General features: G+C 52.9%; 22 protein-coding genes. 9 read left to right on the top strand and 13 right to left on the bottom strand.

Features of this window, described 5'->3' with window-relative positions; genetic code table 11:
• Positions 1-23 precede the first annotated feature (23 nt).
• The 5 genes from IDM48_RS09705 to IDM48_RS09725 are packed head-to-tail and all read left to right on the top strand — an operon-like array spanning position 24 to position 7,005.
• Positions 24-2,759: a class I SAM-dependent DNA methyltransferase gene (locus tag IDM48_RS09705; protein WP_190617152.1), complete on the top strand. Its 2,736-nt coding sequence runs from the start codon at positions 24-26 to the stop codon at positions 2,757-2,759.
• Entirely contained in the window at positions 2,756-4,744 is a 1,989-nt protein-coding gene (locus IDM48_RS09710; protein ID WP_190617154.1) for a DEAD/DEAH box helicase, read from the top strand. The genes IDM48_RS09705 and IDM48_RS09710 overlap by 4 nt, the downstream gene beginning before the upstream one ends.
• A complete protein-coding gene (locus IDM48_RS09715) occupies positions 4,737-5,948 on the top strand; it encodes a GIY-YIG nuclease family protein (protein ID WP_190617155.1) in 1,212 nt (403 codons plus the stop codon). The genes IDM48_RS09710 and IDM48_RS09715 overlap by 8 nt, the downstream gene beginning before the upstream one ends.
• 39 nt (positions 5,949-5,987) lie before the next feature.
• Positions 5,988-6,491, top strand: a complete 504-nt coding sequence (locus IDM48_RS09720) for an SRPBCC family protein (RefSeq protein ID WP_145175391.1) — start codon at positions 5,988-5,990, stop codon at positions 6,489-6,491.
• Positions 6,492-6,519: 28 nt separating this feature from the next.
• A complete protein-coding gene (locus tag IDM48_RS09725) occupies positions 6,520-7,005 on the top strand; it encodes an SRPBCC family protein (RefSeq protein ID WP_190617157.1) in 486 nt (161 codons plus the stop codon).
• A gap of 116 nt (positions 7,006-7,121) precedes the next feature.
• Here the strand turns inward: IDM48_RS09725 and IDM48_RS09730 are convergent, their stop codons facing one another.
• The 6 genes from IDM48_RS09730 to IDM48_RS09755 form a co-directional block, all read right to left on the bottom strand.
• Positions 7,122-8,192 carry an FUSC family protein gene (locus tag IDM48_RS09730; protein ID WP_190617159.1) on the bottom strand — a complete coding sequence of 357 codons (1,071 nt, stop codon included), beginning with the start codon at positions 8,190-8,192 and terminating at the stop codon, positions 7,122-7,124.
• Positions 8,193-8,214: 22 nt separating this feature from the next.
• Positions 8,215-8,673 (bottom strand): acyl-CoA thioesterase, encoded by a 459-nt coding sequence (locus tag IDM48_RS09735; RefSeq protein WP_068168568.1) that lies wholly within the window; start codon positions 8,671-8,673, stop codon positions 8,215-8,217.
• A 121-nt stretch (positions 8,674-8,794) separates the two neighbouring features.
• The gene (locus tag IDM48_RS09740) at positions 8,795-10,234 is read right to left on the bottom strand and encodes an amino acid permease (RefSeq protein ID WP_238397965.1); all 1,440 of its coding nucleotides are present in this window, start codon (positions 10,232-10,234) and stop codon (positions 8,795-8,797) included.
• A 129-nt stretch (positions 10,235-10,363) separates the two neighbouring features.
• A complete protein-coding gene (locus tag IDM48_RS09745; RefSeq protein WP_190618757.1) occupies positions 10,364-11,743 on the bottom strand; it encodes an amino acid permease in 1,380 nt (459 codons plus the stop codon).
• Between the two features lie 260 nt (positions 11,744-12,003).
• Positions 12,004-12,720 carry a queuosine precursor transporter gene (locus IDM48_RS09750; protein ID WP_068168487.1) on the bottom strand — a complete coding sequence of 239 codons (717 nt, stop codon included), beginning with the start codon at positions 12,718-12,720 and terminating at the stop codon, positions 12,004-12,006.
• Positions 12,721-13,084: 364 nt separating this feature from the next.
• Complete coding sequence (locus tag IDM48_RS09755; RefSeq protein ID WP_145175378.1) at positions 13,085-13,897, bottom strand: hydroxymethylpyrimidine/phosphomethylpyrimidine kinase; 813 nt, start codon at positions 13,895-13,897, stop codon at positions 13,085-13,087.
• 120 nt (positions 13,898-14,017) lie between these two features.
• Here IDM48_RS09755 and IDM48_RS09760 point away from each other — a divergent pair, with 120 nt between their 5' ends.
• Positions 14,018-14,686: a TetR/AcrR family transcriptional regulator gene (locus IDM48_RS09760; protein WP_145175375.1), complete on the top strand. Its 669-nt coding sequence runs from the start codon at positions 14,018-14,020 to the stop codon at positions 14,684-14,686.
• A 47-nt stretch (positions 14,687-14,733) separates the two neighbouring features.
• On the opposite strand, the gene IDM48_RS09765 is transcribed toward IDM48_RS09760, so the two are convergent.
• The 6 genes from IDM48_RS09765 to IDM48_RS09790 form a co-directional block, all read right to left on the bottom strand.
• Entirely contained in the window at positions 14,734-15,054 is a 321-nt protein-coding gene (locus IDM48_RS09765) for a type II toxin-antitoxin system VapB family antitoxin (RefSeq protein ID WP_145175372.1), read from the bottom strand.
• Between the two features lie 66 nt (positions 15,055-15,120).
• Positions 15,121-16,521, bottom strand: a complete 1,401-nt coding sequence (locus tag IDM48_RS09770; RefSeq protein ID WP_151145951.1) for a DUF1501 domain-containing protein — start codon at positions 16,519-16,521, stop codon at positions 15,121-15,123.
• 84 nt (positions 16,522-16,605) lie between these two features.
• A complete protein-coding gene (locus IDM48_RS09775) occupies positions 16,606-18,168 on the bottom strand; it encodes a DUF1800 family protein (protein WP_190617161.1) in 1,563 nt (520 codons plus the stop codon).
• Positions 18,169-18,495: 327 nt separating this feature from the next.
• Positions 18,496-19,743, bottom strand: a complete 1,248-nt coding sequence (locus IDM48_RS09780; protein ID WP_202939870.1) for a glycosyltransferase — start codon at positions 19,741-19,743, stop codon at positions 18,496-18,498.
• Positions 19,736-20,779 (bottom strand): glycosyltransferase family protein, encoded by a 1,044-nt coding sequence (locus IDM48_RS09785; protein WP_190617163.1) that lies wholly within the window; start codon positions 20,777-20,779, stop codon positions 19,736-19,738. The genes IDM48_RS09780 and IDM48_RS09785 overlap by 8 nt, the downstream gene beginning before the upstream one ends.
• Positions 20,776-21,816, bottom strand: a complete 1,041-nt coding sequence (locus IDM48_RS09790) for a WcbI family polysaccharide biosynthesis putative acetyltransferase (protein ID WP_202939871.1) — start codon at positions 21,814-21,816, stop codon at positions 20,776-20,778. Before IDM48_RS09790 ends, IDM48_RS09785 begins: the two co-directional genes overlap by 4 nt.
• Before the next feature lie 169 nt (positions 21,817-21,985).
• Between IDM48_RS09790 and IDM48_RS09795 the strand changes: the two genes are divergently transcribed.
• Genes IDM48_RS09795 through IDM48_RS09805 form a run of 3 tightly spaced genes read left to right on the top strand, consistent with a single transcriptional unit; the run spans position 21,986 to position 25,979 of the window.
• A complete protein-coding gene (locus tag IDM48_RS09795) occupies positions 21,986-24,112 on the top strand; it encodes a glycosyltransferase (protein ID WP_190617165.1) in 2,127 nt (708 codons plus the stop codon).
• The gene (locus tag IDM48_RS09800) at positions 24,109-25,110 is read left to right on the top strand and encodes a glycosyltransferase (RefSeq protein WP_202939872.1); all 1,002 of its coding nucleotides are present in this window, start codon (positions 24,109-24,111) and stop codon (positions 25,108-25,110) included. Before IDM48_RS09795 ends, IDM48_RS09800 begins: the two co-directional genes overlap by 4 nt.
• Positions 25,107-25,979 carry a glycosyltransferase family 2 protein gene (locus IDM48_RS09805; protein ID WP_190617168.1) on the top strand — a complete coding sequence of 291 codons (873 nt, stop codon included), beginning with the start codon at positions 25,107-25,109 and terminating at the stop codon, positions 25,977-25,979. Before IDM48_RS09800 ends, IDM48_RS09805 begins: the two co-directional genes overlap by 4 nt.
• Before the next feature lie 131 nt (positions 25,980-26,110).
• Here IDM48_RS09805 and IDM48_RS09810 read toward each other — a convergent pair whose 3' ends face one another.
• Positions 26,111-26,647 carry a TetR/AcrR family transcriptional regulator gene (locus IDM48_RS09810; RefSeq protein ID WP_190617169.1) on the bottom strand — a complete coding sequence of 179 codons (537 nt, stop codon included), beginning with the start codon at positions 26,645-26,647 and terminating at the stop codon, positions 26,111-26,113.
• Between the last annotated feature and the right edge of the window lie 58 nt (positions 26,648-26,705).

The following is a 26,705-nucleotide window of genomic DNA, read 5'->3' on the forward strand; positions in this document are numbered from 1 at the left end:
ATTGAAGGTAGATAAGAAGACCTATGGCAAAGCTCAGTGTTAAGGCAATCGAAACCCGTGTCGATTTGCTCGTTCAGAGAGAACGAGAAGAAAGCGAAAATCATCACGATTTCATCTTCGATCTCCTCCTAGCGTACGGGAAACCCAAGAGCACTGTTTCCCGTCTTAAGAATGGGGTTCTGAATGTCGCCCTTGAACCTGCTACCGAGGTAGCTCTCAAAAATGTTGTTTATTTTAGGGAGCTTTTAGAGTCTGAAGACGCTCTAGAAGAAATTGAACGGTTGCGAGAAGCTGCACATGTTGTGCGGTATTCTCCCCGGTTTATTATCGTTAGTGATTACTCTGAGCTCTTGGCAAGAGATACTAAAACTGGTGAAACGCTTGCCATTGATTTTCTAGATTTTGCAAAGCATTTTGCGTTTTTCTTGCCTTGGGCTGGCATGGAAAAAACCCAGTATATTTCTGAGGCTCATGCGGATGTTAAGGCTGCAGAGCGCATGGGAAAGCTCTTTGACGAATTACTGAGAGCAAATCCCTATGTGGTTGAAAATGATTTCAATCGGCATACCCTCAATATTTTTTTCACGCGCCTACTCTTCTGTTTCTTCGCTGAAGACACCAATATTTTCAAAGAGAATCAGTTTACGAATGCTGTTGGGTCTTTCACTCAAAAGGATGGTTCTGATACTCAAGAATTCTTGACTGCTCTCTTTGAGGCTCTAGATACTCCTGATGCTGAAGATAAAGAAGCGCCGTTCAAAGATTTCCCTTATGTAAACGGTCGTCTTTTTGCTAAGCAGGATGCGCTGGTTGTTCCGCAGTTTACTGCAAAGGCTCGCCAGCATTTGGTGGAGTTAGGCACCTTGCAGTGGCAGGAGATTAATCCGGATATTTTCGGTTCGATGTTCCAGGCTATTGTGACCCCGGGTAAACGCTCTGATTTGGGGCAGCACTATACCTCGGTACCGAATATTCTCAAGACGATTGAACCGCTCTTTCTTGATGAGTTACGCGAAGAATTCGATGCGGCATTCGACAATGTCAAGAAATTAGAGGCTCTGTTAAAGCGTATTTCTGCCATCAAGATTTTTGACCCTGCCTGTGGGTCTGGCAATTTCTTGGTGATTGCTTATAAGGAGTTACGCCGCCTCGAACACGCTATTTTGGAGAGGCTAGCGGATATCGGCGGTAATAAACACAGCTCTCTTTTTGCTGACTCCCGCATATCGATTGAAAATTTCTTTGGAATCGAAATTGATGACTTCGCAGCCGAGGTAGCTGTCCTGTCCCTCTGGATTGCTAAGCATCAGATGAATATGGAATTCACGGATAAGTTCAAGGTAGAAATCCCTCTGATCCCCCTACGGGAAACCGGGCAGATTAAGGAGGGCAATGCTGCGCGCATAGATTGGAACGAGGTCTGCCCTAACGACGGAAAAGAAGAGATTTACCTGATTGGTAATCCGCCTTATCTAGGAAGCCGAAATCAGGGCAAAGAGCAAAAGACTGACCTTAAATTATCAACTTCCAATTTCAAAAGTCTCGACTATGTATGCATTTGGTTTATTAAAGGTAGCGAATATATAAATAAAACTGTTGCACAGTTATCTTTTGTAGCAACAAATTCAATTACACAAGGAGAGCAAGTAAGCCTTTTATGGAAACCGATTCTAAGTAAAAATATCGAGATCGGTTATGCTTACTCCTCTTTTAAATGGAGTAATTCGGCTAAAAAGAATGCGGGTGTTATCTGCGTTGTCATCAATCTTAGAAATAAGGGAAACAAGAAAAAATATATTTTTTCAGAAAATCTTGTTACTGAAGTCAAGAATATTACACCTTACGTTACAGAGAGCCAGAATGTTTGGATTAGCAGAAGATCACATTCCATAAGCCCCCAACTTCCGCAGATGGGATACGGTTCAATGCCTAATGATGGAAGCAATCTTATTCTCACAACCACCGAAAAAGAGGAACTATTATCCTGTCATCCTTATTTAGATAAAATTATCAAAAAATTTTATGGAGCCGATCAGTATATTAACGGGAAAGAAAGATACTGTCTTTGGATTGAGGACGAGAATCTAAATTTTGCTCATGAAATAAAACCTATTTCCCAAAGACTTGAAAAAGTTCGCCAAGTTCGTATCAATAGTACAGAAAAATCTACTCAAGCAATGGCGATTTTCCCTCATAAGTTCTACTTCAGCGCATATAAACCCACCGACTCAATTATTGTTCCTCGCGTTTCATCTGAGCGTAGAGAATACATTCCGATAGGGTATCTCGGTGCAGACACTGTTATATCCGATGCCGCCTTTGCGGTCTACGATGCCGAACCCTGGCTCTTTGCTTTGCTGACATCTAGGCTCCATATGGCTTGGGTACGGTCTGTGGGTGGCAAGCTCAAGACCGATTACAGATACTCCAACACCCTCGTCTACAACAACTTCCCAGTACCACATCTCACCCCACAGATGAAAACCAAACTCACTGAGGTTGCCCTGCGGGTACTCGACGTCCGCGAATACCACTGCGAAAACACTCTGGCAGAACTCTACGATCCAGATAAGATGCCAGCGGACCTCCGCGAAGCCCATACAGCAGTGGATAAATTAGTTGATTCCCTCTACTCCAAAACAGGTTTTGAAAACGATGAAGATAGGCTCGCCAAGCTCTTCGACCTCTACCAGAAACAAGTTGCCGAGGAAGAAGCTAAAGCCCCCAAGAAATCCACTCGCCGAAAGAAAACCACATGAACGCCTTTAATGACAGCTCCCTCAACACCGTCAACGTTACCTATGCCCAAGCAGGAACTTCAGTCGACACCGATGAGCTAGGCATGCGCGAAATGCAACGCCGAGTCTATGCGCAACGCAACGCGCCCTACCTGCTGGTGAAAGCTCCACCGGCATCCGGCAAATCCCGTGCCCTCATGTTCGTTGCGCTCGATAAGCTCTACAACCAAGACCGCACAAAAATTATTGTGGCAGTACCCGAACGCTCTATTGGTGCCTCCTTCAATGCCACAAAACTAAGCCGCTACGGTTTCTTTGCCGACTGGGAAATAAAACCCCAGAACAACCTCTGCATACCGGGTTCCTCGGTAAGCATGGTAGAAAAATTCACCACTTTTCTGAAGAATAACGACCCGGTTTTAGTCTGCACCCACGCCACCCTACGCTTCGCCTTCGAAAAACTCGCTCCCGAAGACTTCAACGGCACAGTTCTAGCTATTGATGAATTCCACCATGTCTCAGCCAACCTCGATGCAAACCGCCTAGGCAAGTTACTTAAAGACATCATGGCAAAATCCGATGCCCATATTGTAGCTATGACCGGCTCATACTTCCGAGGAGACTCCATTCCAGTTCTCTCCCCCGAAGATGAAGCCAAATTCACCCCGGTTACTTTCAACTACTACGACCAGCTCAACGGCTACCGTTACCTGAAAGAACTCGGAATCGGTCACCACTTCTATCAAGGGCGCTACACCGATGCAATCAGTGAAGTACTAGACCTAGATCAGAAAACCATCATCCATATACCCAGCGTCAATTCCGGCGAATCAACCAAGGATAAAATCGAAGAAGTTGGCTTTATTCTCGACGCCATAGGAACAGTTGAAGAAACTGAAGCTGATACCGGGATTATTCTGATACGCCGCCGCGATAACGGAGAAGTTCTACGGGTTGCAGATTTAGTTGATGATACCGATCAAAAAGCCCGGTCTAATACTCTTCATTACCTTTCTGCTACTGCATCCAAGAAAAAAGATGCGGTAGACATCATCATCGCCCTCGGCATGGCAAAAGAAGGCTTCGATTGGCCCTTCGCCGAGCACGCCCTCACCGTGGGATACCGCGCGTCGCTGACCGAAATTATCCAAATCATCGGTAGAGTCACCCGCGATAGCGAAGGTAAAGAACACGCACAGTTCACTAACCTCATTGCTGAGCCAGATGCCGCTCAAAGCGAAGTTACTATTTCTGTGAACAACATGCTCAAAGCCATTACCGCGTCCCTTCTCATGGAACAGGTCCTCGCGCAAAACTTCGAGTTCAAAGCTAAAAAAGGCACCGACGATCCGCCAAAACCAGGCACCGTAAAAATCACCGGTTTCAAAGAACCTTCAACAGCTAGGGTCAAGCAGATTGTAGAAAACGATCTCAATGACCTCAAAGCAACTATTCTGCAAGATGATACTTTCGCCCGCGCAGCTGCAGGCAGCGTGGACCCTGAAACCACCAACAAGGTTCTCATACCCAAGATTATTCGCGAGCGCTTTCCCGACCTCAATGAAGTAGAGGTTGAAGAAGTTCGCCAACATGTAGTCGCTGATTCTGTCATCAAAAACGGGGAAGTCCGCGAGGTTGGGGACAAACGCTTCATCAAAATGGCTGATAGGTTCGTCAACATTGAAGAACTCCACATCAATTTGATTGATACCATCAACCCCTTCCAGCGGGCTTTTGAGGTTCTCTCTAAATCCGTTACGCCGAATGTTCTCCGACTCATTCAAGACACCATTGCGGCTACCCGGATTGAGATTACACTCGAAGAAGCCCTTTCGCTTTACCGCAAAATTCAAAACTGGGTCAAGGTGCATAACGGACACCACCCCGACCGCAGATCAGAAGATCCGATTGAACGCCGCTACGCCGAAGCTCTATTGGTGCTCCAGAAAGCTAAACAAGAACGGGTACGACAACAACAACGAGAGGCAGGAAACCAAAATGACTGAAAAGCTCTCATACGAAGAAGAACTTGACCTGCTCATCCTCGAAGATGAAGACGGTCTGCTGAACCTTCCTGAAAAGCCAAAGCCAATTACCTCAACTGATCGTTTAGAACGTGCGTTTCTTGAAATCGTAGAATTCAGACGAGAACACGGGTGTTTGCCGAGTTCAGAAACCCTGAATATTTCTGAACGTAAACTTGGTGCGCGCCTTGAGGGATTCCTCTCCCAAGACCATAAAGCTGAGGCAGTGCGCCATCTGGATGAAGAGTTTGGTCTGCTTACTTTGCCAGATGCGCCGGAAAGCCTCGACGATTTGCTTGCATCAGATGATTTTGACTTACTCGATACAGACAACGATATTTTCGATATCAGCACCCTGCCTGATACTGAGTATAAAGAAGACGATTTTGAGGTAGCACAACGGAAAAAAGCAAAAGACTTTGCCGTCTTCGAGCCGCTCTTCAAAACAAAACATAAAGAACTTGAAGATGGGTCTATGAAACTTGTTCCCTTTAGCGGAGTCTCCACCATCCGAGAAGGCCGTTTTTTCGTGCTCGGGGGGCTGATGGCCTTTGTAGCAGAAGTAGGGAAAACCGAATACATTGAAGGTACTCGCAGAGTTCCTAAAGAAAGACTCCGCGTTATTTTCGAAAACGGAACAGAATCTTCTATGTACCGTCAGTCACTTGCCGGGCGATTGGGCGAACACAATGGATTTACAGTAGCTCGGTCTGAAACAAGCATTACAGAAATTGAAGACGCCGATATCGAGTCAGGTCATATCTATGTACTGAAATCGCTCAGCGCTAATCCTGATATTGCTTCGCTCCAGCATCTTCACAAGATTGGTTTCTCCACAAAACCTGTTATAGAACGAATTTCCAGAGCAGACACTGATCCTACCTATCTCATGGCTCCCGTAGAGGTGCAGGCAGATTACAGGGTCTACAATGTAAAAGCTTCAAGGTTAGAACATCTGATTCACAAGCTCTTTACAGAAGTACGTTTAGATATCTCTCAAGTTGATTCAAACGGAAAACAATATGATCCTTCCGAATGGTTTATTGTTCCGCTAGAGGTTATCGATCAGGCAATTGAGATGATTATTAGTGAAGATATTGTCGATTTCATTTACTCACCGTCTCAAGAAAAACTCATCTGGTCGCGACCATCTTCTAAGCGCCCAAATACACAGAAAGTTATTTGATAGCTTTGTTTCGCTTTAAACAATTCGAAAGGTTGCCTCATGGCTGATTTTCCCCTCGATAAGGTGTCGAAAAAAGAACTCCTGACCGTCAAGCACGATTTTCTGGCGGGGACCGATGAGTTGCTCGCCGCGTTTACCGCCGCTGACATCTTCAAACAGTGGTACGCCCCGGCTGGTTGGACTATCCAGGACGAACACTTCATTTTCGAACCCAAAATTGGCGGGCGAATCCAGTTGCTGATGAAGCACGAATCCGGCCCGAACGTTTTTGCCCCTGTGTACCTACGATTTGAGTCCATCACCGATACGCTCCTGGAATTTACCGAAGCCATCGCCGGTCCCGACGGTCAACCCACCGAGCAGGAAATCGGCTGGCGGCTACGGATGGTGCCCGGGACAGTCGTCACCGACGACGGCGTGGGGCAGGGAACCACTCTGGTTCTAGAGCTGGGACCGCTACCAGCATCGGTTCATGAACAGGCAGCTAGCACTTGGCATGAATCGTTTGCTTCCCTAGAAAAAGTTTTGAAACCTCACAACTAGAGACTCGCTACAGACGAAAGGCCCAGCAATGGCTGAAGCACCTCCCTTCAAGATTGAAGAAGTCCCCGCAGAATTAGTGTTCGAAATCGAACACACTTTCAAGGCATCCGCCGAGCAGCTTTTTCGCGCTTTCACCGGAAAAGACTTGCTCGTTCAGTGGTTCGGTCCCGAAGGATGGAGTGTTCCCGCCGAATCCGCTGAGGTTGATCCCCGCGTCGGCGGCGTCTGGAAATTCACCATGGTCAACGACGACGACCCGTCCATGACCAGCCCCTCCAACGCCGTGTTTGCAACCCTGGAGCCCAACAAGCTCATCGAAGGCATCGAAACCATGCCGGCTGCCGACGGCGAGGAGCCCGGCTACCTCTATATGCGCATCGAATTCAAAGAAGAGGGCGATAAGACTCACCTGAAGATTACCCAGGGCCCGCTCCCCACCGAGTATCACGAACCCGGTGCGCAGGGGTGGACGTCGTCCTTCAACAAGTTGCAGGCTCTAGTTTCTGAAATCTAAGAACCTCGCAGACTTGAATCGGATATAGAAAAAGCGGACCGTATGACATACGGTCCGCTTCCCTCTATCTGCTCCACACTCAAAAGAGCTAGTTACATCGAAGTCTTAGTGCAGTCCTACCTGCGCCGATGGTCCCGGGCAAATCGGATTAGAGGAATCGCCACGGTATCTTTGCCCAGGTGCTCTGGGCTAGGTGAAACGATGGCACCCACCATACCGATAATCGCACCGAGGATAGTTTCGAACATGCGGGTTGTGAGCAGTTCATAGCTGGTGAATGGCGACGCCAGGTGCACCATAAACAGCGCCAGCGGTGTAATAAAAATTGCCGCCAGCCCGTAGTTACGCATCACAAAAATCTCTGTGACGAACTGTGCAATCACAATGAGCACGGCAATATGCCAAGCATCAGGATGCATCGAAATAAAAAACGCGGTGACCAGCACGCCCAAGATAGTGCCGATCATGCGGTGCACACCGCGCAGAATTCTTTTGGACATTGACGGCGCAGCCAGCACCGCAGCCGCAGCAACCATCGCCCAGTAGGCATGGGAAAGCCCCAGCAAGTTACCCGCCAAACCTGCAACCAGGGTGGTAATAAAGTTAGTCAGGGTCTGCGTTGCTACATTTTTATGTTTGAGAGAGGGGCGAATAATAGTGGGCACGCCCCTGCCTTCTCCCCAGAGCTGGCCCAAAATAACACCGAGTAAAAGCGAGAAACCGGCGGAGGCTGCGGTAAGAGACAAGTCGCGCACCGCCATCCCCGAATAGGGAATCGAAGCAATACCCGCCGAAGCAAAGATATAAAACAGCGGCCCCGAAGGTTTAAGGTTGAGTATCATCGCGATGTAGGCGCACACCGCCGCAAAAAACGAGGTAACAGCTACCAGCTGCCACCCTGCCACATGATGAGCAGAGAGAAACAGGCCAACTCCCACACACACCACCATCAGAACGCCCGATGAGGTCTGCTGAATGACGCGCGGTAGTAGCGGCTGGTTTCTCCCGTAGAGCGCCGTAAACGCACCGAACGCAGTGAATATGGTAAGTTTCGGCTCCCCCATGAGCAGCAAAACCAGTAGCGGAATACCAACGCTGAGTGCAATACGCACGGCAGGCAGAGTGTCTCGGTGCCTTACCTGGGGTGGCAGTTGGAATAGTTCGCGGGCGTACTGGTTTTTTGGCACGTCGTTAGTGTTCTCCTCTTGTCTAGTTGATGAAGGATTCAAGCTCGGTTCGCTGCGCCTTATTCAGGCGGGTCAAGGTACCTGTGGTGGCGTTAAAAAATGCAAGCACTGTAGAGGCGCTGACGCACAAAGTACTGGTGTGGGGGTCAAAAACCCGGTAAGAAATAGTGAAGGAAGCAGCAGTTACCTCAGTGATAGCCACGTCTACTTTTACCTTAAGACCCCGGTAAGGCAAAGGCGAGTGGTATTTTGCGTGATGTTCGGCAATCAGCGCCTGGACGCCGTCGGGAAAGGTCTCAAAGAGATGGACGCGCGGCCGAGGAGATTCCGCAACAGGCTCCCCTGACGACGGCGGCATTCCAAAAACAGCCACCCGCGCTTCTTCTAAAATCTGAAACATGGTGACGTTGTTGACGTGCCCATAGGCGTCCATATCGCCCCAGCGGAGCGGAATTTCTACTTCGAATACGTTCTCAGCCATGGTTTCGAGTGTACTCGGGTTATTGAGTACCAGGGGCAAACAAATACGACCACGAAAATGCACTGTTGACCAGTTTTTGCTGGTCAGATGTGCACTTTCGTGGTCGCTTGTGAAGGAAAATTTACTCGGCTACCTGTGAGCTTGCTGCGCGTGCCTCAGCGAAGGCGTCGTCGTCCGGTGTTTGTACCTTGCGAATCACGGCAAAATAAACCATGGTCAGAATCAAGAAATAGACGATTCCTACCGTTGCGGGAGTGCTATTTCCCTGAGCTGCAAAGAGAGCTGCCCAGATAGCGAAAAGGAGCAGGATGCCGACGGCGGCAGTACCGCGCCCACCCCACACCCGAAAGGCCGAAGAGTTGCCCTCCACTCGTTTGAACGCCATATATGCCAGCAGAATCAGAACCCACACGGTCAAAGCGGAAACCATGGTCAGGGTCATCATGGTTCCAAAAGCAGAACCGGGTTTGAAGACCGCGAGAACGATCGCCAGAATGACGCCGAGGGTCGAAACCCACATGGCGCGGGCGGGGATACCGTGGGCGGTAACCTGCGCCAGAGATGAAGGAGCCATCTTGTCTGATGCCAGAGAGTGCATCAGGCGGGTACCCGCATAAAGGTTAGCGTTAGCGGCTGAAAGCGCAGCAACCAGAACCACCAGGTTAGTAATAGTTGCGATAGCGGGAATACCCAATTCGGAGAAGACCATCACGAAAGGAGAGGTTTCTACTGTACCCTCTAGCTGAGCGGCTTGGCTCCAGGGAATCACAGAAACCACCACGAACATTGCCAGCACGTAGAAAGTAGCCAGACGCCACATCATTGCCTTAGCGGAGGTTCGCACCGAACGGGCTGGATCTTTCGCTTCTGCTGCAGAAATCGAAATCATCTCGATGCCGCCAAAGGAGAACATCACGACTGCAAGTGAGAGCCACACTGAAGAGAAACCGTGGGGCATGAAGCCGCCGTCGTTGGTCAGGTTCGAAACGCCTGTTGCCGTATGTCCCGGTAGCCCGAAGAACACCATGCACAGACCCACGAGAATAAACGCGGTCAGCGCAATCACCTTAATGGACGAGAGGAAAAATTCCATAGTGCCGAAGTACTTTACGCTCCGCACATTCAGCAGAATAATCACCACGCCAAAAATCACGATGCCCACCCACAGCGGCAGTTGAGGCCACCAGAATTTCAGATAAGAACCTACTGCTACCAGCTCGATGCCGGTAATAATCATGGTGCAGGTCCAGTACGCCCAACGCGTGAGAAAGCCGGCGAAAGGCCCCAAGTACTTAGCAGCGATGGATCCGAAACCGCCGCGCACCGGAGTGTGCACTGCCATTTCGCCCGTCGCGCCACCGATGATGGCGGCAAGAATCGAGCCGATGGCGTAGGACAGGATGACGGCGGGGCCAGCAATTGCGATAGCGCCCCCAGAACCTAGAAAAAGACCGGTGCCCAGAGCGGAGCCGAGCACGATCATCGTCATCTGCCCGTGGGTCAAAGAACGCTGAAGACCGCGGGGCTCATCCTGTGGGGAGTGTGTGAGTTGAGAGGGCATTAAATCCTGCTTCACATTGTTTGAGTTAAACGCGCCAGCGGCGGATTCGAAGCTTTCACTCCGTATCCCGCCGCTGCCTAGCGAAATCTAACTTGAGTCTATCGCAGCTACCTGCGAGAGATTCTGCGGTTATTTCTTCTGAACGGTAGGAATTTGGGCAGTCATGGTCTTGGCTTCTGCAAAAGCATCATCGTTAGTGGCAATCTGCTTATTCACACCGGCAAAATAAATCACGGTAATCAGCAAGAAGAACCCGAGACCCACGGCAACGGAGGCGAGCATATCACCGATGAAGAACATTGCAACAAAGGTGGCAATCACGCCGATGAGACCGACGGTTGCAGTAGCAGCGCCACCCCAGACCGTAAAGGGTGATTTATTCCCTTCGACCTTCTTGAACTTTAGGTAGGAGATAAGGATCATCGCCCATACCACCAGCACACAGACGGTCACCAGTGCCATCATGTAGGTGAAGATTCCTCCTACACCCGAAATTGCCAGCACCACAGCGACGATTGCGCCGAGCGTCGAAAGGGCCAACGCTTGGGCAGGTACTCCGCGGCCATTGGTGCGTGCGAAGACGCGCGGTGCCATACGTTCTGAACCCAGCGAGTGAAGCTGGCGGGTTGCCGCGTAGAGCGCTGCGTTTGCGCCGGATAGTGCGGCTACCAGCACCACAAAGTTAGTGATTCCTGCGATGTATGGAATGTGCATCTGGGAAAAAACCATCACGAACGGTGAGGTTTCAATCTCATCCTTGAGGGTCGAAGCATCCCGCCACGGAATGAGCGCTACCACAACGAACAACGAGAGTACGTAGAAGAAAGCCAGGCGCCACATCATTGCTTTAGCAGCAGAGCGTACCGAGCGTACGGGATCTTTCGCTTCTGCAGCAGAGACTGAAATCAGCTCAATCCCTCCGAATGAGAACATCACAATCGCCAAAGCCAACCAGATGGAAGAGAGCCCGTTAGGCATAAAACCGCCGTCGGCATGCAGGTTAGTGAGCCCCGGGGGCGGAGTGTTCGGCAGTCCGAAGAACACCAGAATCAAACCGAAGATAATAAATACAACGACGGCGATGACCTTGATGGAAGAGAGGAAGAATTCCAAAGTTCCAAAGGAGTTCACGCTGGCGAAGTTCAATCCAACAATCAAAACTGCTGACGCAACAACCCAAATCCACAGGGGAATTTCTGGCCACCAGTAGGTCATGTACTGACCCACTGCAACGAGTTCAGCGCCGGCGAGGGGAACAGTGGTTGCCCAGTAGGCCCAGCGGGTGAGATATCCGGCGTAGGGGCTAATAAATTTACCGGCGATGGTGCCAAAGCCGCCGCGAACGGGGTAACGCACTGCCATTTCGCCGGCGCACGCGCCGATGATAGCTGCAATGAGCGAACCGATAGCGTAAGAGACGACGACGGCTGGTCCGGCAATGGCGATAGCGCCACCAGAGCCAAGAAACAGACCGGTACCGACGGCAAGCCCGAGGGCGATCATGGTCATTTGACCGTGTGAGAGGGAACGAGCAAGGTTTCCGTTTTGCTCTTCCGGTGCAGGTATGCTCACGGTTTCTTCTTTCTACAGACAAGTTCAAATGTTGTTAACGTATGTTACGCATCACATTTCTTGCCGACTAGAGACAGACGGGTTTTACTAAAGCGCAAGTGCTTATTATGCACTGAATGCCAATCTCCCCGCACTTTCGGGCAATACTACGCGACTTGTCCCGCGCATTTCACCTGAGTCTCACGGAGTAGACCGTTTTAGAGAGATGAACCGGCGAGCTCACGTGGATAGGTGGGTTCATGGCGTTTAAACCAGCCGATGACAGGCACGGTAATAGGCATGAGGAGGAACTCAACCAGGCACTTATAGATATAACCCACCAGAACATAGTTGAGGTAGTCGCTAAATTGTGTAATTCCAAGAATAGGAGCTGCGATGGTGCAGAAAATAATGGTGTCTGCCAGCTCCCCCACCATGGTTGAACCCACCAGGCGCCCCACCAAGAATCGTCCGGCAAAGCGCTTCTTCATAGCTACCATCACCCACGAGTTCAGTAACTGACCCACCACGAACCCCAGCAGAGAACCGCCCACGATGAGGGGCACTGGGCCGAGCACTGTCTCTAGCGCCGTCTGATTTTCATAGAAATCGGCTCCGGGAAGCTTAATAACAATCCAGAAAACCAGGCTGGCAAAAATCGCTGCGCCAAAACTGAAGAATATGGTTTTGCGGGAACGTGAAAAGCCGTAGATTTCAGCAATAACGTCGCCTATCACATACGCCACCGGGAAGAGGAAGAAACCACCGTCGGTCAAAATCGGCCCAAAGGCCACAGCTTTGGTCGCGCCGATGTTCGAGAGAATCAAAATGATGGCGGAGGTAGCTAGCAGGAGGTCAAAATACGTTCGCGAAGGACGCGCGTAAGTAGGAGCGGGCGTAGAAACAGGCGCAGAGCTGTTCTGAGAGTCAGACACAGTTCACCTTTCGCAGTAGGTCAACAAGAGAAAGCTCGTCTGCCACCCGAGCCGTTTTAGCATACCTGAGAGAAAGGGCTCGTCAAAGGCGGTGAGAGTCTATTCGGAGTAAATAATGGAGGTCGGTCCGTGCACTCCGGAAAGAAAGCTCTCACCCCTATCGCTTCAGCCCGGCACAGCGTCGGCAAGCGGTCCCTCTTGCCTGCTTCGAAAGAGGCTGGCACTGTTTCATTCATTTACCTCTTATGTGCTCGCGAGCTCGCACTCGGCAAACTCATCTCAGAAAGGCAATTCACGCCAGACCCGGCCAGCTTGCCTCCCGCTGCGCCGGGCTGAAGGCAACAACCCAGCGAGATAGCACCTTTTATTGATTGATCTGCCGCAACGCATCGAAGGGAGCCTTCGACTGCACGCGCTGCTCAATACCTGCGGTCACGAATTCTTTAGCTTTCTTCGCAGCTTCCAGCGGTGCAGCGCCCTTGGCCAGTTCAGCAGCAATAGCCGCAGCGAGAGAACAACCGGCGCCAGCGACTACAGCGCCTTCGCCCACCTTAGGGGTTTCAAGAATTTCGAGGATTTCGCCGTCGTAGAAGACATCAATCGCGTTATCGCCATCGAGACGAATCGAACCCTTAGCAAGAACAGCGGCACCTGACTTTTCGTGAATGAGTTTGGCAGCTTGCACCAGGTCATCCACGTTTTCAATCTTTTCCATGCCGGAGAGGGAAAGGGACTCAAAGTGGTTGGGAGTGATGAAGGTTGCCAGCGGCAGGATGTGCTCTTTGAGAGCATTATCGGTATCCAGCGCAGCGCCGGGCTCCTGGCCCTTGCAAATCAGGACGGGATCAAGCACTAGGTTCTTCGGCTTGTTCTCCTTCAGGAACTTCGCCACGGTCTCAATGGTTTCGGGGGTGCCGAGCATACCAATCTTGACTGCGTCGAGGTCGTAGGCGGCGTGGGCAGCTTCGAGCTGATCGTGGATGGTCTGCGCAGGAACCGGCATAAAGCGGTGTCCCCAGTCGTTCTTGGGGTCGAAAGATACGATGCAGGTTAGAGCCAGCGATCCAAAAACACCCAGTGCCTGGAATGTTTTAAGGTCTGCTTGCGCGCCGGCGCCACCGGTAGCTTCGTTGCCTGCAATGGTCAGTACAAAAGGAGGATTAGTCATAGTGTTCATTAAACTCCTCTGGTACTGATTTACTCAATATCCCCGTCATCAAAGCCGCAACCTGAGAACTCACTGACACTTTGAGAGAAAACGTCACCAATTACTGACACCGTGAGATAAAGTGTCATTATGCCTAGAATTTCAGCTGCCTCCAACGCCGCCCAGCGCGAAAACACCAAACGAGCTATTCTCGATTCCTTTGGGCGTTTGCTCTACACGCACGGCTTGCCCGGTCTGACCATGACCGACGTCGCGCGTAATGCTGAAATTGGCCGCACCGCGGTCTACAACTACTTCGCAGATATGGGCGAACTACTAGTCGCCTACGCCATGGATGAGACCGACAAGTTCCTCAAGGACCTCGAAGAAGGGCTAGAAGGAATCACTAACCCCATCGACAAGCTGGCGGTTTACATTCGGCTAGAAATCGAACGTCTTTCGGTTCACCATATGCCGCCGGGGCCAGCTATGCGCTCGGTGCTCTCCCCCGAATCGTTTGCGCGCCTCGGTAAGCATGTCAGTGAACTGCAGCGGGTTCTCTCTCAGATTTTGAGTGAAGCAATGACACAGGGGTATATTCCTACCGCCGACATCGCCAGCATGGCAAAGCTCGTACACGGCTCTCTTGCAGCCTCAGCAGATCGCACCGATGAAGCGCCCGACGCCGCCGCGCGTCAGCAACACATCGATTCCACCATTCGCTTTATTCAGATGGGTCTGGGGGCACAATTCGACGCCGACGGCAACCCCTCCCGCCTCGACGGACGCCGCGAACAGTTTTTGAGCGCCGTTTCCTAATCTAAATCCTGGAACGTCAGCTAAATCTCTGCGCCAATGAACTGAGATTAGCTGGCCAAAAGTCCGGGATGAAGTTTATCCAAGTCCAGTACTCTAGCGTACATAATTGCGCGGCGATGCAGGGCTGTGCGAAGAGCACGGTGAACGCCGTCCTCCAGGTAGAGCTTGCCGCCGAACCGCACCACATGCGGAAAAAGATCGCCGTAAAAGGTGGAATCTTCATCCAGCAGTGTTTCTAAATTCAGATTTTTCTGCGTGGTAATGAGCTGGTCTAAACGCACCTGCTCGGGCGCTATCTTGCCCCATGCCTGCAAAGACAGTGCATGGTCGGGGTAGGGGCGGGAATCACCAACAGCCTTGAAAATCATGGGTTTATCTTACTACCCCATCTACTGACCAGGTTTCCCCCGCCCCTCTTCTACGCCGTAAAGCCCTTAGGCAAGAACTCCCACCGGTTTAGGTGAGTAGGAGGGGAAGATTTGGGCGATTCGAGCGTCGTCGATACCCAGCCCCTTCTTCATAACTTCAGCCGCCACCGAGCGGTAGTCGGTGCTAATCATGTTGTCCTTATCCTGGCTGTTCTTCAACCCTGCCCAGGTGCCGCCGGCAATTTTGCCGGTTGCTTTACCTGAGAGGATGAAGGAGAAGTTACCCGCGCCGTGGTCGGTGCCCTGTGAAGCATTTTCTACAGTTGTACGGCCGAACTCAGAAACGGTCATGACAACAACCTTTTGCATACGTACTGAGCCCATGTCTTTGTAGAAAGCTCCCAGTGAGTCGCCCAGTTCTTTCGCCAGCACGTTCACACGATCTTTCTGACCGCGGTGGGTATCCCAATCGCCTTGATCCACGGTAACCACCTGCACGCCTTTGTTCGCTTTGAGAATCTGGGCGACGTCCTTCATACTCGGACCCAAACCGGTCTTGGGGTAGACCGCACCGTTCTGGGGCTGGTAACCCGACTTGGCTAGCTTCTGCACCTCACCCATCGCCCTCAAGGTCTGCTGAGCAGTAGTACCCAGGGCACCGCCCACAGACTTAGCGATACGCTGTGCGGTGGCGTTGATGGTGTCCTTATCGTTCATCACCGTTGCCGGCTTAAACTCAGCAAAGCTGTTAATCGCCAGAATGTCCTTATCAGCACCATAGAACGCACCGGCTACTCGTGATGCGTGGGAAAACGCACGGAACTGCGACTGGTTATCGGTGGTGGTGTCCAGCAAACGGGCTAGCCAACCGGTCTTGTACTGCACCGGTGCCGAGCGATCAACCTGGGTGTAGTTGGTGAAGTGTGAGCGCGTGTTGTTATCGATACCCACTGAGTGAACGATTGAAAGGTCACCCGCAACCCATGCTTCTCGCAAGCCCTTCATTTCAGGTGCCAGCATGAACGTATTGTTGAGCACCTGAGCGCCACTCATGGAAGGGGTTTTGCGGGTGGTTTTACGGTTTGCGGTGTAGTACTTGTCGTTATAGGGGGTCACCAGCGAAAGCCCATCGGCGCCACCGCGCAGGTAAATGACAACCAGCACGGTACCATCGCCCAGCGGTGTGTCTGCGTAGGCGTAGCGGGGATGGATTGATTCACTGAGCATCAGCGAGCTTAAAGAGAGGACGCCAACACCCGCTCCGCTGAGCAGGGTACGGCGCGTAAAGCCGCGGCGTCCTTCTTTTTTCTGCATACGTTCCAGCGCGATTTGGTTCGCCCTGGTCATTGAACTAACGGTCTCACCGGTTTCGGTATCTACCAGAAAGTTCCGGCTGTCATCGCCGGAGTGGTGGTGAACCTGGTGGAGCGAATCGTCTTTAAGAAAGAGGGTGTTCAGGGGTTGCATAACAAATCCTTAGAGTACGGTGCGTACTGCAGTTATCGGTAACTGCTTCATCGAGAAGTAAGACAAGAGGCGGGCCAGTTGCTACTAGGCAACTAGAAGGTGAGGGGTGAGAAGTACCGCTTCTACCAGTCGGTAGACTTCACCTTCGTTCGCAATAACTTCGTTGCCTGCGTTACGAGTTTCAGCCGCCTGGACGCTATTGCGCGTGATGGCATAGACGGCTATAGAATTCACGATTTCGGTGTTGTTCGCCGCGTACCCGGTGAGGTATTCGAAGGTCTTCCGCGCCGCATCTTGAGCGGTGGTCTTGCCCAGGGTGATACCGATTTTGTCTGACCAAACGATGGTGTTGGCCCAGCGTCTCATGGAGGAGAGGTCGGATGCACCGTCCCACTTCGAAATGTAATCGGTGTAGCGTCCAAATTGGGTGAGCATTCCGTAGTTCACTGAGTTAATCCACGAATCCGCATCCAGGGAGTATCCGTTGGTTGCTGGTGCATCAAAGGGAAGCCCGCAGTTGTATTTCAAGGTCATGAACATCTTGTACAAGACCTTGTCGATGGCAGAGGTATCCGAAAGATTATGGGTGCCTTTGAGTTCCAGCTTTCCTGATGCCATCAGCGAACACAGTACTTCCCAGGGGCGGCGGATGGTTTTACCGCCGGAGTGAAGGAACTCAGAAGACGTAAACAGCTCACGCAGGACAGGGCGGATAGCGGTATCGTTGGCAACGTAGGTGGTCGCCAACCGCTGCGCAAGTGCCTCATAGTTCTGATCTTGGCCTACGAAGAACTGGATGAGACGGCGGGCGATGCGCAACCCGGTATAGCGGTCATGTGCCAGGTAATCGGTCAGTTCCCGAATAGTGCGGTACATGTCTGCGGCCGTTGAACCACCGTTGCGGAAAGTCTTTCCGACAACCTTGATAGGACCAAAAATATGTAGGTCGGGTCGTGCCTCTTTGAACTCATAATTGGTGTTACCGCCCAAGCCAGTGAGCAACTTTGCCACGTTAATGACGTCGGTTTGGGTGTATCCCTTTTCAGGACCCCAGCTGTGCAGTTCCATGAGCTCACGACCCATATTCTCGTTGAGCGCATACCGGTTGTTGGTGTTGTTATCCAAGAACAGCGCCATGGTCTGTGAGCAAGTCATGTTGTAGAGAAGGTCTGAATATTTGCCCAGAGCACCCTCGAACAAGATGCCTACGTAGTCGTGGTATCCATTAGGAGCCTTTTCGATGGTGACAGCCAACATGTCTGCCCAGAACTGCGCCATCTTGCCTTCGAGATGCTTGTTGGAACGCCAGAGGCGGTGCAGGGCAGACTGCAACACGTAAACGCTGACGTCGTAGGGGTGGTTTTTAGCACCGCGCTGATAGGTATCCCAGAAGTTTTTATCGCGGGTTTTACCACCGGCGGGTTTGATAAAAGTAGAGGGGAAGAGTGCTTTACGTTCAGTTTCATAGCGAGTGCTCTCGCTGATGCGCTCGGGGTAAAGTTGCTGTTCGACCCAGGCGGAGGGCCCAATTTTTTCGATGTACTGAGCTAGCTCGCGACTAGGTGCAGTTGCGAGCTTACGCGCATAAAACCAGCCGGTTGAGCTGGTCAAAGTTGTTCCGGTCAAATACGGGGAGACGAAGTCCATGGTGTTCTTCGGCCTTTGCACTAGGGAATGATTGGCCTCTAAGGGATGCGATATGTGAGGTGCTTTGAGTACCTCAAGTAACGAGAGAAATGATGATTCACTTCGAGGGGATAACCCGATATACCCAAAGCGCTTGAAACGATACCGCATTTGGCTTTGACTAGGGCGCTTATCCCATTAATGGGGACTAATGTCCCTATCTGGGGGACTATCGGCTAGGAGAGATACTCTCAGGTCCTTTTGTCTTCTTCCCTCATACGTCCCCCTAACTGATTGGAGCTCTCTAGAAGGACGGCAAAGGTTACCTTTCCGCTAAGTTTTGAGAGCTCAGTGCACATCACTCTCATCCCAACCTGCAAAAAATCCCTCTAGACGAATGGGCTCTTCGTATTCTTGCCACCGGGCCGTTACCTCCGCTGGGATAGCACCTTCACCACTTTGATAATGAGTTGTAGCCAACGCCCGGAAACGTGCACTGGTTACCTGTGCCACCGTGCGTCCATTGTGGTTTTTGAGGACGACGTTCCCACCGAGTCCCTCGGTATCTCGAACCAGCACAAAGCCTTGCGTATCTTCTGCTTCAGGATGCACCGGCGCACTCAACCGCATCTGAAAACGGGCGCGTTCCATTAGCTTCATATCGTCTGAGCCCTTTATTTTCACTCTGGGGTCGGCAGCAAAAAGTCCTGCTTCTTCACCCTCGCCAGGCAATACCACGTGGGTATCCGACTGCGCCAGCCAACCGATTATCACGGCATCGGCAACTCCCGCCGGCCAGGTGGAGTAATCGGCAGGGAAAAGAACCACGGTATCGGGAACCTCAAAAAATGCCTGGGACGGGCGCGCCAGCGGATGCGTAACCCGCCGCGCTAATGCGCGCGTCTCCACATTCTTTTGCGCATACGCCTGCTCTTTATCTTCGTGGCGAGCGCCCCAATCGTTCTCTGGGTGGTCGGCAATGGCTGAAGGTTGATGAATAAATTGGGCGCCGGCGTTCCAACACCGCCAGGCAAATTCCCAGTCCTCTCCCCCGTAACCCACGATGGTGGCATCGAAACCACCAACACGTTCAAAGAAGGCTCGGGAGCAGGTCAGTACGGCTGAGATGATGAACCGCCAGGAGGAATCATCGGCATCGAGTAAGTCATCGGTGGCTTGCCATGCTTCATGGAGCCATCGAGGTTCTTGCCCATCGGAATGCAGGCGGGTACCGACCACCACCGCCAGCGGGTCTTTTTTCACGGGGGCAACGGCGCTGCTCACATAATCGGGGCGAGGCACGGTATCCCCATCAATAAAGGCGAGGATTTCTCCGCTGGCTGCAGCGGCTCCCAGGTTGCGGGCGGCTGCCGCTCGAAAGCCCCGATTTTCCTGGCGGACGATTCGAACGGGAGTCTCTATCCTTTCGGGGATAAGGGGCGGCTGCGTCGAACCGTCATCAGCTACGATGCATTCGAGACGACCGGAGTAGGTTTGCGCATCCAGGGCTTCGAGGAGCCGGTTGAACCCTTCTTGGTTCTCAAAGTAGGGCACCACGACCGAAACGCTGGGCAAGCTGTGCGTTGTTTTAGCCAAGAGAACCCTCCCATTCTGCCCGAAAGGCAGCGGCGACGTCGCGCCACGTCCAGTCGGTGGGTGGTTCAGTGGCGAGCGCGAAATCAGCGGGGAGATGCTCTACCGCTTGCCTCCACCGGTCATCAGCCACCAACACAATGAAGTCACCCCAACGGTCTGCCAGTTCCCGGCTATAGGCGGTGTCTGCCACCAGCACGCGCGGTCCTAAACTAATCCACTTCATCAGTGACCCCGAAGCAGAGAAATGCCGGTGGGCGCAGACGGGAATTTCGGTGGCGAGCATATGCCGCTCCAGTTCTTCCTCAGGCAAAAAACCGGTGACGCTAAATTTCACGCCTGCACGATGGGCGGCGTCGTTGAGTTCGTCAACGAGATCGTCGTGACCTGCAGAAACCCCACCCAAAGCGCGGACGCACGCGCCGGTACCTGCCAGAGACTCAATGAGCTCGCGGTGCCCTTTGCCGGGGTAGAGAAAACCCATGACTGCTAGCTGTGGATAATCTCTTTCTGCACCGGATGCCCCTGCAGAACCTTTGAGGCGCTGCTGTAGTTTTTGTACCTGTTCTGCATTGATTTTTTCGCGCTCAGACTGGCTCAGTACCGGTTGAGGTAGTGGTAACGGGATGACAACCGGGCGCACATCGCTACCCTGCTCAGCAAAGAATCCTGCCTCATGCTGGGAGTTGACCGTCACGACGTCGGCAAGTTCGCCCAGTCGGAGATAGGCTCCAGCTCGCTCTTGAAAACGTTCCGCACCTTCCTGGGGCTGGGGAATATCGTGAAAGGAGATGCTAAGCGGCGCTCCTCCGGCAACCCTTTCCACTCGTTCAACGGCTGCCTGAGGATTTTCGCCCCAGAGATGGTCGGTGAAGCAAAGGTGCACGCCAGAGGAAAAATCTAGAGATAACGCTTCCTCCAGTTCCGCCGCCGTTTCAAAGCGAAGCGGGGTAACTCCCATCTCATCGCTGAGGCGGAGAGCGTACTCCACGACTCCGTGTTTTTCGGGACCTACCACGAGATGCTGTGGCTCTTTCATGCCCTCTTGCCTTTCGGCGCAGCAGAGACGGCCGGTTCCGAAGAGTCCCCAGGATTATCCGGCACCTCAAAACCCAAGAGAGTCAAGAGTTCCCCGTGGCGATTCAGAGCAGCCTGCACCACCTCGGGGTGCTCTTCATAGAATTTCAATTGAGCTTCCCGAATTTCCTCAGCATCTATCACCTCGCCATTTTCAGTCCATTCGCCCCGGCGCACTTTCGCGCCCAGCGCCTGCGCCGCCTGCTCATCAATCGGAGATTGTAAGTGCCCCAAGAGTTCCTCGTCCGGTAGCTGCACCTTATGAGCCTCAGCCAGCTGAGGGTCAATCGCCCGCAGTACCCGATGGGCAAGCGCGGCAAGCGTTTCATTAGAAGGATGATTGAGCGTATGCCACACGGGAATATCGAGCAGAGTATCGGAGATAGACACACAACCGTGAGCGCGCTCGCGGCTTGCAAGTTGCTCCACCGTTTGGTTCAGGGCACCGCCGAAGTCAGGGGTGCCAGGACGTGATAGCTGCGCGTGCTCAGCGATGAGGCGCAGGTCGTGGTAGGGCACCACCGGCGGGTTCAAGGCGGGATTCTGCGGCGAACGCACAATGGCGATATAGGGGTTCAGCGCATTGAAACGTAGAACAGGGAACTTCACGACTCTCCCATGAGAAGGGAGGTATTGGGCAAGCTGGTCGGTACCGCAGGGCAAATCGCGGTAGTTATCGCGCACCGGCTGACTGATGAGCACATCCGTATCGGCCAAGAGATGGCGCACAAAAGGTAGGTCTGCTTCGTCCCACTCGTGAATAGGTGGAATACGGAAAGAGCGCACAGCACCGGTAGTTGCCAGCAGAATACGCAGAGATTCAGCCTGGCAATTACCCACCACAGCGACGCGCGGCGCGGAGATTGCGGCGTCGTGACTGGTTTCTAGATTGTCGGCAATTTCGCGGAGCTTATAGAACTCCCCAAAGTGATAGTCGCGAGGCGTGGGCGATTCACGGCGAAGTTCAAGGGCTAGTTCAGATGAATTGAGGTGTTTCACGGCGGCCTTATCTTATGGGTGCGCGGGGCTGAGAACTGCGTTCGTAAGAAGTAGAAAATTAGCCCACATATATTTCATCATCATACTTCCTAAAATAGCGTAAAGTGGTATATACAACATTTGAGACGAGTGAATTCTTGCTCGGCGTGAGTGAAAGGAATTCGCGCTCTTGGCTCTTCTATCTATACCTTCTGAGCACCCCTACGTGCGCTCGATTTACCCCCGCGCGATAGCTCACGACGTCCCCGTTCTCGACGATCCGATTCTCGATCCTGCAGAACCGGCACGCTGGTGGCCCCACCCAGCTTTTGAACGTCAGTGGTGGGAGAACAATACCGCCGATACGCCTCGCCATCTCAAAGATTCGATTACAGCGGTACACGTTCATTTTGGTTTTGAGCACCTCAGCGTGGAGCAAACCCAAGATTTCATCGATACGCTCAGAGACCAGCGCATTCCACTGATTCTTACCGTGCACGATATTGATAACCCGCATTTGGCAGACCAGAGCGATTACCACCGCCAGCTTGCTATTTTGCTAGGCGACGCCGCTCGGATTTTCACGCTCACCGAGTTAGCTAAAAACCGCCTGGTCACAGAATTTTCAGTGCGTGCCGCGCGCATCAGGGTAGCTCCCCACCCGCGCGTCGTACCTTCAAGTGAACTACCTGCACCCGCCGCTGGTGAGGGCGTGGGCGTATTTCTCAAATCAGTGCGCAGCAACGTAATTCACGACTTTACTTTCTACCGGGATATTGCCGCCGAATGTGCCAAACGCAGTCAATCTTTCCGGGTTTTTATTCACCGGGACCAAGCGGAATCAGAACTTTTCCGCCAGCTAGAGAGCTACCCCGGCATCGAGTTGATTGCCCACGATGAGATGAGCGATTCCCAACTATATGCAGCAGTTGCCGGATGCGCCGCCGTCATTCTGCCCTACCGCGGCGGTACCCACTCAGGGTGGCTGGAGATGTGTCGCGATCTCGACGTGCCAGTAGCCGTACCCGATTGCGGATGCTTTGCCGGACAAGCGGATTCTGCCGACGCGGTACGGGTTTTCCCCACCGGCGACGGGCACCAGGCGGGAATCGCTGCAGCAGAACTAGCCCAGACCGGTCACATACCTTTTTCCGGCGACCGCGACGCCCAGCAAAAAGAGATAGTAGCTTTGCACCGGCACATCTACGAAGCACTACTAGGGCCCTCTCTAAACATTGCGCTGATTGGCCCCGCCCGCTTCCCTATCAAGGAACCCTACGCCGGCGGACTAGAAGCATTCTGCGCCCTCATCGTAGAAGCGTTCCGCTCCTACGGCCACCGCGTAGATTTCTACGCCGCCCAAGGATCGGAGGGCAACTGTCCAGCCGTCGAATTTCCCGGGGTGAACTGGGAAGGACACGAAGATGACCAAACCGATCACACCTACCCACCGGGTGAAAGAGAAAAAGAAGACGCCGTTTTTAAGCAGCTACGCGAACATCTAGAAGCGGATCTTGCGGCAGGGCGAATCGACGTCATTCACAACAACAGCCTGCACCCCGAATTCTTTGGCACCGCCGTCGCGCCCTCGATGGTCACGACCTTGCACACTCCCATGCTGGACGATTTACAAGAAAGTATTGACGAGGGAGTCCAGACCGAATGGGGCGCGGGGCTCTTTGCTGCGGTCAGCGCTGTTACCGCATCTACATGGAATTTGCCCACCCCCGCGTGCATTATTCCCAACGGAATCGACGACCGCCTGTGGAAACTCGGCCCCGGCGGTGAGCGCGCCATCTGGTTTGGGCGCATCACACCCGAAAAAGGACCGCACTTCGCCATCGACGCCGCGCGCCAGCTCGGTCTGCCGCTCACCCTGGTGGGCAGATTGGGCACACCGCGCTACTTCGAAGAAGAAATTAGGCCCCGTCTAGGCGAAGATATTGAGCTGCTCGGTAGCACCAGCCAAAGCCACCTCAACGAGCTAGTAGGAGCCAGCGCCGTCTCCTTCGTTACACCCCAATGGGACGAACCGTTCGGCATGGTCGTCATCGAATCCATGGCATGCGGCACCCCAGCCGTCTCCTTTGCCCGCGGCGGAATCCCCGCCATTTTGAGCCCCTTCCCCCAGCTTTTAGTAGAACCCCAAGACGGCGCAGACGGGCTCGCCCGCGCCGCCCGCCAGGCACTCACCATGAACCGACAGGAACTCTCCGACTGGGCCCGCTCAGAATTCAACAACCGCAGACTGGTCGAAAGATACACCGCGCTTTTCGCGCAGGTGATTGGGATAGCAACAGAAGAAGACGCAGCATGAAACCTGTGATTGGCATGTACGCCCATCACCAGGGCGCCGGACATCTCCAACGGTGTAGGGCAATCGCGTCTGCTCTCGATGCTGAAGTCACCATTCTGTCATCCCTTACCGATGCCGACGTCGTGTTGCCACTAGATGTTGACGATCCCTCCCCCGCCCAGGACGCCGAAGCTGGCGGAACTCTCCACTGGGTGCCCCTGCATGTGGCGGGTTTGCGCTCGCGCATGGCAATGATTGCTGGCTGGATTGAGAAGCATCAGCCCGACGTCTTTTTTGTAGATGTGTCGGTAGAGGTTGCTCTGCTGGTACGCCTGATGGGCGTGCCGGTGGTAACCATAGCCATGCCCGGCAACCGCGACGACTTCCCCCACCAGTTACAGTACCGCCAAGCGGCTGCGCTGATTGCCGTCCAGCCACCGGGTTTAGAGACTCCCCCGCATCTGAAGGAGTTTGCCCATAAGTTACATGCTGTCGGTGGGATTTCCCGCTTTGAGAATCAGCGGTCTAGCGAGCCCGCCGTCTTTGAGGGGGCGGAACGAACCGCCGCCGTGATGCAGGGGCAGGGCGGCACAGAATGGACAAGCGAGTATTGGGAGGAAGTCCAGCGCGCCTGTTCTGACTGGAATTTTATTTTTCTTGGCGGCGATTACCGTGTGGAAAATCCGCTCCCTTACCTACAAGGCGCCAATGTGGTGATCAGCGCGGCAGGGCAAAATTCGGTAGCAGATATTGCGTTAGCCAATGTCAACGCGATATTTCTGCCGCAGCCCCGCCCTTTCGATGAGCAGTATGCCACCAGCAAGCTATTGGAAGAATTGGGGATTGCCCAGGTTTTTGTTGACCTCCCCGCACCAGATTGCTGGCCAAAAATTTTAGAGAATGCCACGGCGACCGAGCCTCGGTGGGAACGGTGGCAGATGAACGGAGCAGCTCAGCGTGCTGCTGCCGTCCTCGAAGAGGTAGCCCGCAGTGTAGCCCCGGCGCAGGAGAATTCATGACGACCGTAGTAACCCTTGCTGATTTCAACCGCCGGGAACGTGTAGTTGCCCAGCATGAATACTTGCTGCAGACCGCGCACGATGCGGGCGAAGAACCGCCCCGCCACGGTGTAGTTATTCTGGGACCGGAGAGGTTCGCGGTAGACGGCGTAGAGATTATTGCGCACCTTTCCGACCGCCAGCCCCACTTGGCAGCGGCACGCAACCTCGCCGGAGACTGGGCTACTGGCAGTGAATCGGGGCGGAGCAGGGCGAACGAAACTATCATCTTTCTCGACGCAGACTGTGTGCCGGGCTCTGATTTACTCCGCCGCTACCGACAGGCTCTAGAGCAGGAGCCGAGCGCGGTGGTCACCGGCCCCGTTACTTACTTGCAGGAGACTGATTCTCAGCTGGAACAGATTCGCGCCGGGGCACAGAGCCCCTCGTGGCTGGATCAGCTGCGCCAGCCACATCCCGCGCGGCCTGAGATAGAAGGGACGCAGCTGCGTAAAGCAACGGAGCAAGAGTACGACGTGTTTTGGTCGCTGACCTTCGCGCTCACTAGTGCAACGTGGCGGCGCATCCGCCGCTCGTGGGGTGGATTCGATGAGGATTTCCACGGCTACGGTGGGGAAGATACCGATTTTGGCTGGCAGATGCGTGAGCACGGTGTGCCCCTGTTTTGGGTAGGAGGTGCCGATGCGTTTCATGTGTGGCACCCGGTTTCATCGCCGCCTTGGGAGCATCTGAACGACATCGTGGAGAACGCCAACCGCTTTTATGCCAAGTGGGGCAAATGGCCCATGAAGGATTGGCTAGATGCTTTTGAGCGCGACGGCGCCGTACAGCTCATGCCGACCGTAGGCAAATACGCGGTGGTGAAATAGAGCTGTTATGAGTATTCTGCCTTACCAAGGTTGATTTATATGGTTTTGTTTACCTTTCCAGAAGGTTGGACCTTTGTTCGTCTGCCTCGATAATTTTTTCTAGGGTATTTCACAGCAGAAATTATGAGATGTTATACGCTCCATCCTTTTTCAAGAAGGATGAGCAAAGAATCCGCCGATTCTAGATTCTTGCTGGCCCATGCCAGCCCCAGAACAGCGTGATAGAGAGACATACCCGTCACGTCTTCGCGCACGTCTCCCTCTTCTTGGGCACGCTTAATAAGGTGATCCATATTTGTAATAATTGCTGAACAATGGACTCCAAGTGGGGAAGAGTAATTGTTTTCGCTCGCCTCTAAAAGGGGCTGCGTGAGACTTTCATAGGATCGCATCCAACCCCACAAAATAGATATCCAGATACGGAGGGCTTCCCGGGCGGTTGAAGTCTGTGCCAGCAATTCTTCAACCGCTGGGAGATCCGTATGACGAGTGTTAATAATCTCTGCGATAAGCAATTCTCGAGTAGGAAAGTGGCGGTAGAGAGTACCAGCTCCAACGCGAGCAGCTTTTGCTACCGCATCCATGGAGAATTGTGCTCCCACATCATCCATGAGTTCTGAGGCTACCTCTACGATTTTCTGACGGTTTCTCACAGCGTCTGCACGCATAATACAGGCCTCCTCTATTACTTTTTAGATTGTCAATTGATATCCGGAGAGTGTATCC

Origin of the sequence: Rothia amarae, from assembly GCF_014705945.2 — a bacterium.
In the GTDB taxonomy this organism is placed as follows: Bacteria; Actinomycetota; Actinomycetes; order Actinomycetales; family Micrococcaceae; genus Rothia; species Rothia amarae.